Raw genomic sequence first — 14,721 nt, 5'->3', positions numbered from 1 at the left:
TCTTGCCCTTGCTCTGCCATGGTGGCTCACTCATAAAGACCGGACAGACACATCGGTAAGCACGATCAGGACGTTACAGGTGGAAAAGCAAAAGACAGCGGAACCGGCCGGCGGACAGAGGGAGCGCAGCTACCGGCTGCACAATGTGAGCGTTCCGGCCCGCCCCCTTGATGCCGCGCTCTATCTGGTGGCAACCCCGATCGGCAATCTCGGCGATATCACGCTGCGCGCGCTGGAAACATTGGCCGGCGCCGATGTGCTTGCCTGTGAGGACACGCGGGTCACCCGTGTTCTGCTTGATCGCTACGGCATCACCAATCGGCCCTACGCCTACCACGAGCACAATGCCGACGAGGCCGGTCCGCGGCTGCTGGCAGCGCTCGCCGAAGGGCGTTCGGTGGCACTCGTCTCTGATGCCGGCACGCCACTGGTCTCCGACCCCGGCTACCGCCTGGGGCAGCTTGCGATCGAGGCCGGACATCGCGTCGTGCCGATTCCCGGCGCCTCGGCGCCGCTTGCAGCCCTCGTCGGGTCCGGTCTGCCGAACGATGCTTTCCTCTTTGCCGGTTTCCTGCCGACCAAGGACAAGGCCAAACGCGATCGCCTCAGGGAACTCGCCGCCGTGCCGGCAACCATCCTGTTCTTCGAATCGCCGCACCGGATCGCTGCGACGGTTGCGGCGGCGGCCGACGTTTTGGGGGAGGGCAGGCGGGCGTCCGTCTGCCGCGAATTGACCAAGACCTTCGAGGAATTTCGCCGCGGCACACTCGGCGAGCTTGCGGCTCATTATGAACAGGCGGGGCCGGTCAAGGGCGAGATCGTGCTCGTCATAGGCCCTCCCGATGCCGCGCCCGAACCGGAAGCGGCCGACGTCGACGCGCTGCTGCAAAGCCTGGTCGCCGACATGCCGACCGGCAAGGCGGCAACCGAAGCCGCCCGCCAGACGGGCCTGCCGCGCAAGGAACTCTATGACCGGCTGCTTCAACTGAAGGAGCGCCATGACGACTGATGGTGGCGACAAGCGGAAGCTGAAGGCGCTGAAGCGAGGGCATCTCGCCGAATACCGTGCCGCGCTTTGCCTTCTGCTCAAGGGCTACCGCATCGTCGCCATGCGCCATCGCACCAAGCTTGGCGAGATCGACATCATCGCAAGGCGCGGCGATCTCATCGCCTGCGTCGAGGTCAAGGCCCGTCGCTCGGCCGAAGACGGCGTCTTCGCCGTGACGGCGACAGCGCAGAGGCGTATCCGTGCCGCGAGCGATCTTTGGCTGGCGAAACAGCCGGATTTCAGCAGGCTTTCCGTGCGCTACGACATCGTCACCGTGACCCCTTGGGGCTGGCCGCGGCACCTGCCGGATGCGTTCTGAATCGGCGCATAATGAAGGGAAATGATTGCGTTGTTCCGCGGGTGCCCCTCATTGGAACATATTCTCGAATTTGTAATCGTTCCGACATAAAAGCGTTACGGGCCTGTCATTGAAGGTCACTAGTCCACTGCCATCCGCAACCCGGTGGAGAGGATTAGTCATGTTCAAGAAGTTTACGCTCGCAGCCCTTACCCTTGCATTTTCCGCGACCTCGTCGCTTGCCGCGACCAACATTACCTGGTGGCACGGCATGGCCGGCCGCAACGGCGAAGTCATCAATGAAGTTTCCAAGAAGTTCAATGAAGCCCAGAGCGCCTGCGCGCTGACCCCGGTTTCCAAGGGCACCTACGAGGAAGCGCTCGCTTCCGGTATCGCCGCTTTCCGCTCGGGTGAACAGCCGAACATCCTGCAGGTCTTCGACGCCGGTGCCGCCACGATCATCAACGCCAAGGGCGCGGTCATCCCGGCCGAAGACCTGATCATCAAGGCTGGTCACAACTTCGACCGCAACGCCTTCATCGATGGCGTGCGCTACTTCTACGCCGACAGCGAAGGCAAGTTCGTCGGCATGCCGTTCAATTCCTCCGCGCCGATCATGTACATCAACGACGAGGCCCTGAAGAAGGCCGGCGTCGAAGCGCCGAAGACCTGGGAAGAGTTCGAGGCCGTCGCCCCGAAGCTGAAGGAAGCCGGTTACATCCCGCTCGTCCAGTCGCAGCTCACCTGGCAGTTCACGGAGAACTTCTTCTCCCGCAACAACATCCAGTTCGCCACCAACAACAACGGTTACGACGCCGTCGTCGACACTGAGCTGAAGGTCACCGACCCGAACCTCGTCATGATGTTCGACAAGCTGAAGGCCTGGAAGGATGAAGGCTACTTCGCCTTCTACGGCGCCGGTTGGAACGACAACCAGAAGGTCTTCGAAGAAGGCGAGGCTGCGTTCTGGATCGGTTCGTCGGGTTCGTTCGGCGGCCTGCAGAAGACGGCGCAGATGCCGTTCTCGGCAACCTTCCTGCCCTATTGGGGCTCGATCAAGGGCGCCGGCACCAACTCCTTCATCGGCGGCGCGGCACTCTTTGCCATGTCCGGCAAGACGGATGAAGAAAACAAGTGCGTTGCCGACTTCTTCCAGTTCCTGACCTCGCCTGAGATCCAGTACTTCTACCACAAGGCCACCGGCTATGTGGCCATCACCAAGGCAGCCTACGAGCTTGCCCAGAAGGATGGTTACTACAAGGAAAAGCCGGTTGCCGAAGTCGGCATCAAGCAGCTGATGCTGCCGGCCGGCGACTGGTCGAAGGGCTACCGCCTCGGCTTCTACCCGCAGATCCGCGAAATCATGGAACGCGAATACGGCCGCATCTTCTCGGGCGAAACAACCGTCAAGGACGCGTTCGACACGATCGAGAAGGAAGGCAACGAGCTGCTCGCCCGTTTCGCCAAGACGGCCGGCTGATCTCGATGTCGACCGCGACAGATCTCCTCCCCGCAGCGCGGGGAGGGACCGGAACAAAGACCGGGGGGCGTCGCTTCGGCGCCTTCCGGATTTTCGGTGGCCAGTCGAATAGCGGAGGCGAAAGCGCTGCAAAGCGCGTGCAGTTCTCCTCGCCGTTCCTGCCATACCTCTTCCTCGCGCCGCAGCTCGCGATCATCTTCATCTTCTTCTACTGGCCGTCGGTTCAGGCGATCCAGTCGTCGTTCTATCTTGAAGACCCCTTCGGTTTCGGCTCGACCTTCGTCGGGATGACCAATTATACCGACGTGCTGAAATCAGGCGAATATCTCGGCATTGCCCGTTTCACCGCCGTTTTCACGGCGTTGGTCACCTTCTTTGCGCTGTCGATCGGGCTGCTGCTCGCCGTCAAGGCCGATGGCGTCATCCGCGGCAACGCCGCCTATAAGACGCTGCTGATCTGGGTCTATGCCATTGCCCCGCCGGTCGCAGGCCTCATCGGCATGATGTTCTTCGACCAGCATATCGGCCCGATCGTCGAGCTTGCGCGCTGGTTCGGCTGGGACATCAAGGTTGGTCTGAACTACTTCGACACCGCCTTTTCCATGGTGGTCGTCTCGGTCTGGAAACAGATCCCCTACAATTTCATCTTCTTCCTCTCAGGGCTCCAGGGCATTCCGGTCTCGGTGCGGGAAGCTGCGGCGATCGACTGCCGCTCGGGCTTCCGCCGTTTCTGGACGGTGATCCTGCCGCTGCTCGCGCCGACCGCCTTCTTCCTTCTGATCATCAACGTCACCTATGCGCTGTTCGACACTTTCGGCGTCATCGACGTGATGGTGAAGGACAAGGCCGCCAACAACCCGATCACCCTTGTCTACAAGGTCTACATGGACGGTTTCCGTGGCAACGATCTCGGCGGCTCCTCGGCCCAGTCAGTGATCCTGATGCTGATCGTCTTCGTGCTCACCATCTTCCAGTTCCGCTTCATCGAGCGGCGCGTGCATTACAACTGAGGTGGGGCCGATGTATCGCACCAAGATTTTCGACCACATCATCCTGCTCTTCGGCGTCTTCATCATGGTGGCGCCCGTCGTCGTCGCCTTCATGACCTCGACGCACGAGGCGGCCGACATTCACCGCAACGGTCTCAGCCTCAGCTGGGGCGGCCATTTCGTCGAGACCTACCAGACGGCACTGACGCGCGAGGGCGGCTTCACCGGCAAGATCACCGGCTTCAACATGATGCTGAACTCGATGATCCTCGGCCTGGGTTTCGCCGTCGGCAAGATCGTGCTGTCGATGCTGGCGGCCTATGCGCTCGTCTATTTCCGCTTTCCGCTCGCGACCTTCTTCTTCTGGGTGATCTTCACCACCCTGCTTCTGCCACTCGAAGTGCGCATCCTTCCTTCCTATGAAGTGATGAACACGCTGAAGCTGACCAACACCTATACCGGCCTGATCGTGCCGCTTCTCGCCTCGGCGACGGGCACCTTCTACTTCCGGCAGTTCTTCAAGTCGGTGCCGGACGAGTTGCTGGAGGCCGCGCGCATCGACGGCGCCGGACCCTTCAAGTTCTTCATCGACGTACTGGTGCCGCTCTCGCGCACGATGATGGCGGCGATCTTCATCATCATGTTCGTCTACGGCTGGAACCAGTATCTCTGGCCCACCCTCATGACCACCGACGAAGGCTTCTTCACCCTGGTGCGCGGCATCAAGCAGATCCTGCTCGTCTGGGTCGGCTCGAACATCCCCGACTACAACGAGGCCTTTGCGCTGGCGATTCTCGCCATGCTGCCGCCGGTCATGATCGTCGTGATCTTCCAGCGCTGGTTCATCAAGGGCCTGACGGAAAGCGACAAGTAAACGGGGTCGTGGCGGGACAAAAGTCCCGCCCGCTCCTGAGACGACATCAATCTTACGGAGGCAGCCATGGCGGCCATTACCATCGCCGAGGTCTCGAAGATCTATCACGGCAATGTCGAGGCGGTGAAATCCGTCTCGATCGATATCGAGGACGGCGAATTCATCGTGCTGGTCGGCCCGTCCGGCTGCGGCAAGTCCACGCTTCTGCGCATGGTCGCGGGGCTGGAGACGATTTCGAAGGGCACGGTGACGATCGGCTCACGCGTGATCAACGAGGTCGATCCGGCCGAGCGCGACATCGCCATGGTCTTCCAGAACTACGCGCTCTATCCGCACATGACCGTCTACGAAAACCTCGCTTACGGCCTGAAGAACCGCAAGACGCCGAAGGCCGAGATCGACGCCCGCGTCGCCGAAGCCGCTCGCATGCTGGAGATCGAGCCCTATCTTACCCGCAAGCCCCGTGCGCTCTCGGGCGGCCAACGCCAGCGCGTCGCCATGGGCCGCGCCATCGTGCGCAAGCCGGCGGCCTTCCTCTTCGACGAGCCGCTCTCCAATCTCGACGCCAAGCTGCGCGTCTCCATGCGCGGCGAGATCAAACGCCTGCAGAAGCGCCTCGGCACGACCTCGCTCTACGTCACCCACGACCAGCTCGAGGCGATGACCCTTGCCGACCGTCTGGTGGTGCTGAATGGCGGTCGCATCGAACAGATCGGCCGTCCGCTCGACGTCTATCACCGCCCGGCCTCAACCTTCGTCGCCAGCTTCATCGGCTCGCCGGCGATGAACCTGATCAAGGGTGAGATCGAAGGCGGCAACCTGCAGATCGGTCTCTACAGGATCGCGCTTGGCGACCGTGCGCCGGTCGAAGGCCCGGTCACGGTTGGGCTTCGCGCCGAAGATCTCAAGCTCGCCGGCGTCGGCGAGGACGCCATGCTGTTCCAGGTCGACTATGTCGAGGAACTGGGCGCGCAGCGGCTCGTGCACGGCACCATCGAGAGCCAGGCGCTCACCATCGCGCTGTCTCCGGAGACGCCACTTTCGGGTGATCTTGCAGTGACGATCGCCGTCGACCGTCTGCACTTCTTCTCGACCGAGACCGGCAAGCGGCTGGAGCGCGGCACGTCGTTTGCCAATGAAGCGCCGGTTGCAGCGCCACGCCTGGAGACCGCATCGTGATCTCCAAGACCGTCGAGCAGCTTGCCGTTCCTTCGCTTGAAACCCGCGCCAGCTTTGCCGAGATCGTGCGCACCATTGCCGCCCATGACGCAGCCATGGCCGCACGGCCGGAGATGAACAGCGTGGAGGTCGGCGGCACACCGGCCTCCGATACGCCGCTCGCCTTCCCGTTCACCGTTGCTGCCTGGAACCTGGAGCGCTGCCTGTTTCCGGCCGAAAGCGCCGCCCATCTCGCCGCGACGAACGCGCCGGTCGTCCTTCTTTCAGAGATGGACAACGGCATGGCCCGCACCGGCCAGCGTCACCCGACCGCCGAAGTCGCCGAAACACTCGGCATGCACTATGCGTATGGCATCGAGTTCATCTAGATGGGTCTCGGCTCCGATACGGAGCGTGAGTTCTGTGAGGACGAATTCAACGCCAAGGGGTTCCATGGCAATGCGCTGATGGCTGCGGTGCCGTTCTCCCGGCCCTTCATGTTGCGCCTATGGGGCGAACGCCTCTGGTTCACCGATGGCGAGCAGCCGCGCCTTGGCGAGCGCTGTGCGATCGGCGCCGTCATCGAGACGGAAGCCGGACCCTTCGTCGCCGTCTCCACCCATCTCGAGAGTGCGACGACTGCCGTCTACCGAGAGCGCCAGGTCAAGGAATTGATCGATGCACTCGACGAGACTTTCCCCGGCCTGCCGGTGATGATCGGTGGCGATCTCAATACCGGCAACCATGCCGGCGGCGATTTCGAGGCCGAAGGGCTGTTTGCCATGAGCGCCATCAGAGGCTTTACCCGCCATGGTGGGCCGCTCGACGTGATGACCACGCGGCCGAGCCTGATCACCCGCTGGCCAGAGCGGGCGATGAAGCTCGACTGGTTCCTGTCGCGCGGGCTGAAGATCGGCGAGACCACGATCATTCCTTCGCTTGACGAAACCGGCCGGCCGCTTTCGGATCACGATCTCATCACCTGCGTGATCGAAGGCTTCGAATAGGCTCGCCTCTCCTTGCCTAAGGCCCGCCCGCATTCTACATGTCGAGGGCTTTGCCAGTGCGGCAGAGGGCAGCGGTTTTCCCGTCCTCATTCGCTCCGGCGGTTTGAAATCGATCACGCTAAGCGTGATCCATGAGGGAATGGGTAGATGGCGAAAATCGTCAATGTCGGGGTCCAGATGGACCATGTGTCGGGCATCAACATTGCGGGTGACTCCACCTTCGCCATGAGCCTCGAGGCACAGTCGCGCGGCTATCGCCTCTTCCACTATACGCCGGAAAAGCTGTCGCTGCGCGACGGCAAGGTCTATGCGAGCGTGCAGCCGATGACGCTGCGCGACGTCAAGGGCGACCACTTCACGCTTGGCGAAGCCGAGCGCGTGGATCTTTCGACCATGGACGTCATCCTGCTGCGCCAGGACCCGCCCTTCGACATGGCCTACATTACCTCGACGCACCTTTTGGAACGCCTGCATCCGAAGACGCTGGTCGTCAATGATCCCGCCTGGGTGCGCAATTCGCCGGAGAAGATCTTCGTCACCGAATTCGCCGACCTGATGCCGAAGACGCTGATCACCCGCGACCCCGCTGAGATCTCCAGCTTCCGCCAGGAAATGGGCGACATCATCCTGAAGCCGCTCTACGGCAACGGCGGCGCCGGCGTGTTCCACTCGACCCGCGACGACCGCAACATGTCCTCTCTGCTCGAAATGTTCGGCCAGATGTTCCGCGAGCCCTTCATCGCCCAGGAATACCTGCCGGCGGTGCGCAAGGGCGACAAGCGCATCCTGCTCGTCGACGGCGAGCCGGTCGGCGCCATCAACCGCGTTCCGGCAGACCACGACGCCCGCTCCAACATGCATGCTGGCGGCCGGCCTGAGCCGACCGAACTGACGGCGCGTGAGAAGGAAATCTGCACCCGCATCGCGCCTGCGCTGAAGGAGCGCGGCTTCCTCTTCGTCGGCATCGACGTTATCGGCGACTACATGACCGAGATCAACGTGACGTCGCCGACCGGCATCCGCGAAGTGAAAAAGTTCGGCGGCGCCGATGTCGCGAGCCTGCTCTGGGATGCGATCGAGCGCAAGCGCGCCTGATCAAGATCTCGGCCTAGGAGCCATCTCGGGTCGATGGCGCTTGCCGCGGGCCTACGCCCGCGGCCGTTTGCCGAAACGTCCCGGGTACAGGCCCGCGCCTCCTCAAATGTTCCGTTATTGTTCTTGTTTTTGTGCGCGATCCGTGCAAGGCTTCTGCCTGCAACCCTGGGCGGTTGTGGCGCCCGATAACTGGGCTGCCTGGGCGAGGGGGCAAGCATGGTCGCGCGCGTCAGCACGGTCGCATTTCAGGGAATCGAGGGCCTGCCTGTCGATGTGCAGGTGATGGTCGCGCCGGGCAAGGTCGGCATGCAGATCGTCGGCCTGCCGGACAAGGCCGTCGCCGAAAGCCGCGAGCGGGTGCAGGCCGCCCTTCATGCTTCAGGTCTGGCGCTGCCGGCCAAGCGCGTGACCGTCAATCTTGCGCCCGCTGACCTTCCCAAGGAAGGCAGCCATTTCGACCTGGCGATCGCACTCGGCCTGATGGCAGCCCTCGGCGCCATTCCCGGCGATGCGTTGGCGCCTTATGTGGTGATCGGTGAGCTCAATCTCGATGGCACCATTGCTGCCGTTGCCGGCGCGCTTCCCGCCGCGATCGGTGCCAATGCGCTCGGCAAGGGGCTGATCTGCCCGGCCGAAAGCGGACCCGAGGCGGCGTGGGCCGGGGCCGAGATCGACATTCTGGCGCCCCGCAGCCTGATCGCAATCGCCAACCATTTCCGCGGTACGCAGGTGCTTTCGCGACCCGAGGCCGCGATCCGCTCAGGCGCATCTAACCTGCCCGATCTCGCCGATATCAAGGGTCAGGAAAGCGCCAAGCGGGCGCTCGAAGTGGCGGCCGCCGGCAACCACAATCTGCTGATGGTCGGCCCGCCCGGCTCGGGCAAGTCGATGCTCGCTGCCCGCCTGCCGTCGATCCTGCCGCCGCTCAACCCGGCCGAGCTCCTCGAAGTGTCGATGATCCATTCGATCGCCGGGCAGCTTCCGGGCGGCAAGCTCTCGGACCGGCGGCCGTTCCGCACGCCGCATCATTCCGCGACGATGGCCGCCATGGTTGGTGGCGGCTTGCGTGCCAAGCCCGGCGAGGCGTCGCTTGCGCACAACGGCGTACTGTTTCTCGACGAGTTTCCGGAATTCTCGCCGCAGGTGCTCGACGCGCTGCGCCAGCCGCTTGAAACCGCCGAATGCATCATCGCCCGCGCCAACCACCGCGTCAGCTATCCCGCCGCGATCCAGCTTGTCGCGGCCATGAACCCCTGTCGCTGCGGCATGGCCGGCGAACCCGGCCGCAGCTGCGCCCGTGGACCGCGCTGCATGTCCGACTATCAGGCACGCATCTCCGGTCCGCTGATGGACCGCATCGATATCCGCATCGACGTGCCGGCCGTCAGCGCCGCCGATCTCCTGAAGCCGGCCGCAGCCGAAAGCAGCGAGGTCGTTGCTCGTCGCGTCGCCCGTGCCCGGGCGCTGCAGATCGATCGTTTCGCCGCCCTCGGACATCCAGAGCTGACAAGCAATGCCCGCGCGTCAACCTCGATGATCGAGAAGATCGCAGCACCCGATGCGGCCGGCCTGCAGCTTCTCCGGGACGCCGCCGAAAAGATGAAATTTTCCGCCCGCGGCTACCATCGTGTGCTGAAGGTCGCCCGCACGCTTGCCGATCTCGATGGCGCAGTAACCGTCGGTCGCATCCATCTCGCCGAGGCGATTTCCTATCGGATCGCCGGGGAACGCTTGCCCGTCGCCGCATAGCGGCGTGCCTTGAAAAAAAAAGGGCGCCACGGGCGCCCTTTCCGATTGGAACTGAAGTCGGCCTGATCAGCCGCCCAGGCCATCGAACAGCACCGTCGAGAGGTAGCGTTCGGCAAAGGACGGGATGATGACGACGATGGTCTTGCCGGCATTTTCCTCGCGCTGGCCGACCTCGATTGCCGCGGTTAGAGCTGCACCGGCGGAGATGCCGACCGGCACGCCTTCGAGCTTGGCGACAAGGCGGGCGGCCTCGATCGCTTCCGCGCTGTTGACCGTGACGATCTCGTCATAGACCGTGGTGTCGAGGATCGCCGGCGCAAAGCCTGCGCCGATGCCCTGGATCTTGTGCGGCCCGGGATTGCCACCGGACAGAACCGGAGATTCCTCCGGCTCGACGGCGATTACCTTGATCGAAGGCTTGCGCGCCTTCAGCACCTGGCCGGCGCCGGTAATCGTGCCGCCGGTGCCGATGCCGGAGACGAAAATGTCGACAGCGCCGTCCGTGTCGTTCCAGATTTCTTCGGCCGTCGTCTTGCGGTGAATTTCCGGGTTGGCCGGGTTTTCGAACTGCTGTGGGATGATGGCGTCCGGCAGTGTCTCGACCAGTTCCTGCGCCTTGGCGATCGCGCCCTTCATGCCCTTGGCGCCCTCGGTCAGCACCAGCTCGGCGCCGAGCAGCGCCAGCATCTTGCGCCGCTCGACCGACATGGTCTCCGGCATCGTCAGGATCAGCTTGTAGCCCTTGGCGGCCGCGACGAAGGCGAGCGCGATGCCGGTATTGCCGGAGGTCGGCTCCACCAGCGTCGTGCGGCCGGGCGTAATCTTGCCCTGCGCTTCCAGGCTCTCGATCATCGCCACACCGATACGGTCCTTGACCGAGGCGATCGGGTTGAAGAATTCGAGCTTGGCGAGCAGGTTCGCCTTGACGCCCTTTTCCTTGGCAAGCTTGTCCAGCCGCACGATGGGCGTGTCGCCGATCGTTTCCGTGATCGAGGAGTAGACGCGGCCGCGGCCGGGCTTGCGTGTGTCGGACATGGGTTTCTCCCTTGGCGTAAATTGTCGAGCTACGAGAATAGGAACAATGATCGCGCAATTCCAGAACGACAAACACCGCGCAGCGATCCGCCGAAGGAAAAACCACTGGCGAAGTCGTTGTTCGGGAAAAGTTTTTTCAGCTGGCGCGAACGGCGATATAGGCCGCCGTGCCGGCAAGCACGCTGGCCGCAACCCGGTTCAGCGCTTTCAGGGCCTTCGGTTGCTTGAGCAGCAGACGCGCACGCGAGGCGAGCAGCATATAGGGCACGAGAACGCTCAAGAGCACCAGAAAGGTGGCGGTCAGGAGCAGGCCGTAGTCGCCGGGTCCGATCGCCCGAATGTCGATCAGCGTCGGCACGAGCGCCACGTAAAACAGCATCGTCTTCGGATTGCCGAGCGTGATCAGCAGGCCGGACAGAAAGGACATGGCCGCACTCGTCGACGGCTTCGCCTTGATGTCCTCCGGCAGCAGCCCTGCGCTCCACAGCTTCCACGCGATGTAGCCGAGGTAGAGGACGCCGGCAAACTTCACCACCAGGAAGGCTGTGGTGAAGGTCTGGGCAATCAGCGCCAGCCCGAGGATGACCGCGGTTAGATAGATCATGTCGCCGAGCGCGATGCCGAGGCCCATGAAGAAGGTCTCGCGGAAACCGGAGCCGAGCGCGCGCGCAACCAGCGCCGTCACGCCGGGGCCTGGAATGGCCGCAGCGATGAACAGCGCGCCGCTATAGGCGATGAGGGCCGCGAGCGTCATGGAATGTCCTTCCGAAGATGATGCCGATTTCTACCTCAAGCGACTGAAAAAGGAAATCACCGAACTGCGACCGGCGGGCGTCCGCTGAAGAAATTGACCGGGTGACAAGTCTGGCGTTGTCCGCTGGTGCGAAATGCGTAGAGCTTGGCGAAAACGAGCGAAAGGCGCCTCTCCATGCCCGAGTTGAAGGATATGATCGGCTTTGCCCTCCTGGCCCTTGGCATGGTGCTGACGCCAGGCCCGAACATGATCTACCTGATCTCGCGCTCGATCAGCCAGGGGCCGGGCGCCGGCTTGATTTCGCTCGGCGGCGTGGCGCTCGGCTTCGTCGTCTATATGGTCTCGGCGGCATTCGGTATCACAGCGCTGCTTCTGGCCGTGCCCCTCGCCTATGATGCGCTTCGCATCGCCGGTGCAGCCTACCTTCTCTATCTCGCCTGGCAGGCGGTCAGGCCCGGTGGACGCTCGCCCTTTCAGGTCAAGAACCTGCCGAAGGATGGGCCGAAGAAGCTGTTCGTCATGGGCTTCCTGACCAGCCTGCTCAATCCCAAGGTAGCGGTGCTCTATCTCTCGTTGCTGCCGCAGTTCATCCGGCCGGAGCTCGGCAACGTGCTCGGCCAGTCGCTGGTCTTCGGCTCGATCCAGATCGCGACCAGCGTCACCGTCAACGCCATGATCGCGCTCGCCGCCAGCGGCATCGCCGCTTTTCTTGCCGGGCGGCCGTTGTTCATGGTGGTGCAGCGCTGGGCGATGGGGACGGCGCTCTTCGGCTTTGCGCTGAGCATGGCCTCGGAAGCGCGGCGCTAACGCGCGCTTGCCGATGCCGCCCTCAACTCCGGAGCTGGCTTACTCGAAAACCGGCCGCATGAAGCTGCGCTCGTAGCTGAGGATGCAGCGCGTCTTCTCGGCATAGGCGAAGGCGTCCTGGCATTCCGGATCCGCGGCCATTTCCCGGCGGTAGTTTTCATAGTCGGCAAGGGTCGGAAAGCTGAAGAGCGCCAGGGCGATGTTGTTCGCCCCTTCATGCGGCAGGAAGTAGCCGTGATGCGTGCCGCCCAGCCGATTGACGAGCGGGATCCAGAGCTTGGCGTAATGTTCGAACTCGGCCGCCTTGTAAGGGTCGATAATGTATTTCAGGTAGCAGGTGATCATGCGGTTCTCCCTTCGCGTTCCCGCTTCCTGATAGAAGAGGGAAGGCGAAGTTTCCAGCCGAGAGTCATTCCGGCGGCGGCAACGAGGATCGCGACGGAGCCGGCGATCTGGATCGGCTGCAACTGGTGCCCGAAGGCGAGGCGGTCCACCACAATGGCGGCAATCGGATAGATGAAGGAAAGCGCCCCGGTCATATGTGTCGGCAGCCGCTGGATCGCGCCGTAGAGCAGCACATACATCAGCCCGGTGTGGATGACGCCGAGGGTCAGGACGATCGACCATTGCGTTGCACCTGACGGGGCGGGTGCGGCAAGCGCCATCGGTGCCAGCATCACGGTGCCGGTGATCACCTGGATCAGCGCAATCAGATGCGGCGGCGTGCCCTTGAGCAGCTTGGTCGCAATCGCCGCGATCGCGTAGAAGAAGGCAGCACCGATCGAAAGGGCCACGCCGATCAGATAATCTTCAGGCGCGAAGCCTTGGCCAGGCTTGGCCGAAATGATCGCAAGCATGCCGGCAAACGACACCAGGAGCCAGAAGATCTTGGTGACGGTGATCTTTTCGCCGAGGAACACGGCGCCGAGGCCCAAGAGCATGAAGGGCTGGGTGTTGTAGACCATCGTCGCGATCGAGATCGATGCGTGGGAATAGGCGGCGAACAGCAGCAGCCAGTTGACCACGATCGCGATGCCGCCGATGACCGAAAGCAGCAGCATCCGTCGGCTGAAGTGGCGACGGTCGAGAAGTCCGAGCGCCCAAGCAATGGCAACGAGCGTTATGGTCCCGAAGACGCAGCGCCAGAACACCACGCTCGTCACCGGCTGTCCCGACATCAGCACGAACCAGCCGATGGTGCCGGATATCAGCATCGCTGCCGTCATCTCGATGCTGCCGCGTTTGAGCTCGGTATTCATGATTTCTGCTCCTATTGGTGATCGCAGAATAGCCGGTGCTCATGGCCTTTCCCATAGATGAACGAAGGCAATTGTGCTAGGTTGCCTAATTATCGAAGTTCTGTTTGTTGTTGTGACTTATGGTGTCGTGATGCTGGACGAGATTGACCGACGAATCCTCGACATACTGGCCGCCAATGCTCGGGTGTCGCTGAAGGAGCTGGCGCAGGAGGCCGGGCTCTCGTCGCCGAGCGCTGCGGATCGGCTCCGCAAGCTGGAAGAGCGCGGCGTCCTCGACGGTTTCACAATCGCCCTCAACCCCGCCAAGGTCGGCTACCCGCTGCAGGCGGTAATCCGCGTGCGACCGATGCCGGGCATGCTGCACATCGTCGAGCGGCTGATCCAGGAGACGCCGGAATTCGTCGAATGTGACAAGGTCACAGGCGACGACTGCTTCATCGCCAAGCTCTACGTGCGTGACATGGCGCAGCTCGACATGATCCTCGACCGGATCGCCGAGAAGGCGCAGACCAACACCTCGATTGTCAAGTCGACACCGGTCAAGCGCCGCCTGCCGCCTTTGGTTTAAAAGCAATCCCAGGAAAAGTGCGAAGGGGTCGCCGTCGGTCGATCAGACGCCGGTCGAGCCGAAGCCGCCGGCGCCGCGTGCCGTCTCGCTTGCGCCGTCGGCCTCGCGAACCGTGACCTGCGTGACCGGTGCGATCACCATCTGGGCGATGCGCATGCCGCGCTCGATGATGAACTCCTCGTCGCCGAGATTGACGAGCAGCACCTTCACTTCACCGCGATAGTCGCTGTCGATCGTACCGGGCGTGTTGAGGCAGGTGATGCCGTGCTTGAAGGCGAGGCCAGAGCGCGGGCGGATCTGCGCCTCGTAGCCGGCGGGCACTTCGAAAATGAAGCCGGTCGGAACGAGGGCGCGCTTGCCGGGGGTGAGCATCAGCGGGCGATCGGCGGGGACGCCCGCGCGCAAATCCATGCCGGCGGCGCCTGCGGTCTCGTAGGCCGCAAGCTCCAGGCCTTCGCCGTGCGGCAGACGAACGAGGTTGAGGGTCGGGCGGGATAGGGAAGTGTGCGTGCTCATGCCCGCATAAGCCGGGCCACGGGCGCCTCGGTCAATTGCATAATCGGGGCCGAGCCTGTAAAGGACGCGGCAACTCACAGGATT

Annotated in this window: 17 protein-coding genes; 12 read left to right on the top strand and 5 right to left on the bottom strand. The window is 63.0% G+C overall.

Annotated elements, in window-relative coordinates:
• Positions 1–79 precede the first annotated feature (79 nt).
• The 10 genes from rsmI (at position 80) to IB272_RS04105 (ending at position 9,698) form a co-directional block, all read left to right on the top strand.
• On the top strand, positions 80–1,009 hold the full coding sequence (gene rsmI / locus IB272_RS04145; protein WP_060580624.1) for a 16S rRNA (cytidine(1402)-2'-O)-methyltransferase: 930 nt from the start codon (positions 80–82) through the stop codon (positions 1,007–1,009).
• On the top strand, positions 999–1,367 hold the full coding sequence (locus tag IB272_RS04140) for a YraN family protein (RefSeq protein ID WP_060580625.1): 369 nt from the start codon (positions 999–1,001) through the stop codon (positions 1,365–1,367). The genes rsmI and IB272_RS04140 overlap by 11 nt, the downstream gene beginning before the upstream one ends.
• Positions 1,368–1,527: 160 nt before the next feature.
• Complete coding sequence (locus IB272_RS04135; protein WP_192444218.1) at positions 1,528–2,826, top strand: extracellular solute-binding protein; 1,299 nt, start codon at positions 1,528–1,530, stop codon at positions 2,824–2,826.
• A gap of 5 nt (positions 2,827–2,831) precedes the next feature.
• Positions 2,832–3,836: an ABC transporter permease subunit gene (locus IB272_RS04130; RefSeq protein ID WP_246810296.1), complete on the top strand. Its 1,005-nt coding sequence runs from the start codon at positions 2,832–2,834 to the stop codon at positions 3,834–3,836.
• A gap of 10 nt (positions 3,837–3,846) precedes the next feature.
• On the top strand, positions 3,847–4,689 hold the full coding sequence (gene ugpE, locus IB272_RS04125; RefSeq protein WP_060580626.1) for a sn-glycerol-3-phosphate ABC transporter permease UgpE: 843 nt from the start codon (positions 3,847–3,849) through the stop codon (positions 4,687–4,689).
• A gap of 66 nt (positions 4,690–4,755) precedes the next feature.
• Complete coding sequence (locus IB272_RS04120; protein ID WP_060580627.1) at positions 4,756–5,868, top strand: sn-glycerol-3-phosphate import ATP-binding protein UgpC; 1,113 nt, start codon at positions 4,756–4,758, stop codon at positions 5,866–5,868.
• Positions 5,865–6,236, top strand: coding sequence for a hypothetical protein (locus IB272_RS35565; protein ID WP_348646774.1), 372 nt, complete (start codon positions 5,865–5,867; stop codon positions 6,234–6,236). The genes IB272_RS04120 and IB272_RS35565 overlap by 4 nt, the downstream gene beginning before the upstream one ends.
• Complete coding sequence (locus IB272_RS04115) at positions 6,237–6,854, top strand: hypothetical protein (protein ID WP_348646773.1); 618 nt, start codon at positions 6,237–6,239, stop codon at positions 6,852–6,854.
• Between the two features lie 147 nt (positions 6,855–7,001).
• Complete coding sequence (gene gshB / locus IB272_RS04110) at positions 7,002–7,949, top strand: glutathione synthase (RefSeq protein ID WP_060580629.1); 948 nt, start codon at positions 7,002–7,004, stop codon at positions 7,947–7,949.
• A 216-nt stretch (positions 7,950–8,165) separates the two neighbouring features.
• Positions 8,166–9,698 carry a YifB family Mg chelatase-like AAA ATPase gene (locus tag IB272_RS04105; RefSeq protein WP_060580630.1) on the top strand — a complete coding sequence of 511 codons (1,533 nt, stop codon included), beginning with the start codon at positions 8,166–8,168 and terminating at the stop codon, positions 9,696–9,698.
• Positions 9,699–9,764: 66 nt separating this feature from the next.
• Here the strand turns inward: IB272_RS04105 and cysK are convergent, their stop codons facing one another.
• Positions 9,765–10,733: a cysteine synthase A gene (cysK, locus tag IB272_RS04100; RefSeq protein ID WP_034797566.1), complete on the bottom strand. Its 969-nt coding sequence runs from the start codon at positions 10,731–10,733 to the stop codon at positions 9,765–9,767.
• A 136-nt stretch (positions 10,734–10,869) separates the two neighbouring features.
• The gene (locus tag IB272_RS04095) at positions 10,870–11,487 is read right to left on the bottom strand and encodes a LysE family translocator (protein WP_060580631.1); all 618 of its coding nucleotides are present in this window, start codon (positions 11,485–11,487) and stop codon (positions 10,870–10,872) included.
• A 174-nt stretch (positions 11,488–11,661) separates the two neighbouring features.
• Between IB272_RS04095 and IB272_RS04090 the strand changes: the two genes are divergently transcribed.
• Positions 11,662–12,294 carry a LysE family translocator gene (locus IB272_RS04090; RefSeq protein WP_060519681.1) on the top strand — a complete coding sequence of 211 codons (633 nt, stop codon included), beginning with the start codon at positions 11,662–11,664 and terminating at the stop codon, positions 12,292–12,294.
• A gap of 39 nt (positions 12,295–12,333) precedes the next feature.
• Here IB272_RS04090 and IB272_RS04085 read toward each other — a convergent pair whose 3' ends face one another.
• Positions 12,334–12,639, bottom strand: coding sequence for an NIPSNAP family protein (locus IB272_RS04085; RefSeq protein ID WP_034797560.1), 306 nt, complete (start codon positions 12,637–12,639; stop codon positions 12,334–12,336).
• Entirely contained in the window at positions 12,636–13,553 is a 918-nt protein-coding gene (locus tag IB272_RS04080) for a DMT family transporter (protein ID WP_034797558.1), read from the bottom strand. The genes IB272_RS04085 and IB272_RS04080 overlap by 4 nt, the downstream gene beginning before the upstream one ends.
• Positions 13,554–13,683: 130 nt before the next feature.
• Here IB272_RS04080 and IB272_RS04075 point away from each other — a divergent pair, with 130 nt between their 5' ends.
• Positions 13,684–14,121, top strand: a complete 438-nt coding sequence (locus tag IB272_RS04075) for an Lrp/AsnC family transcriptional regulator (protein WP_034797556.1) — start codon at positions 13,684–13,686, stop codon at positions 14,119–14,121.
• A 42-nt stretch (positions 14,122–14,163) separates the two neighbouring features.
• Here the strand turns inward: IB272_RS04075 and dut are convergent, their stop codons facing one another.
• Positions 14,164–14,637: a dUTP diphosphatase gene (gene dut, locus IB272_RS04070; RefSeq protein WP_192444217.1), complete on the bottom strand. Its 474-nt coding sequence runs from the start codon at positions 14,635–14,637 to the stop codon at positions 14,164–14,166.
• Positions 14,638–14,721: the final 84 nt, after the last annotated feature.

Origin of the sequence: Ensifer sp. ENS08 (genome assembly GCF_014852195.1) — a bacterium.
In the GTDB taxonomy this organism is placed as follows: domain Bacteria; phylum Pseudomonadota; class Alphaproteobacteria; order Rhizobiales; family Rhizobiaceae; genus Ensifer; species Ensifer adhaerens.
This window is presented reverse-complemented; position numbering and strand designations above follow the sequence as displayed.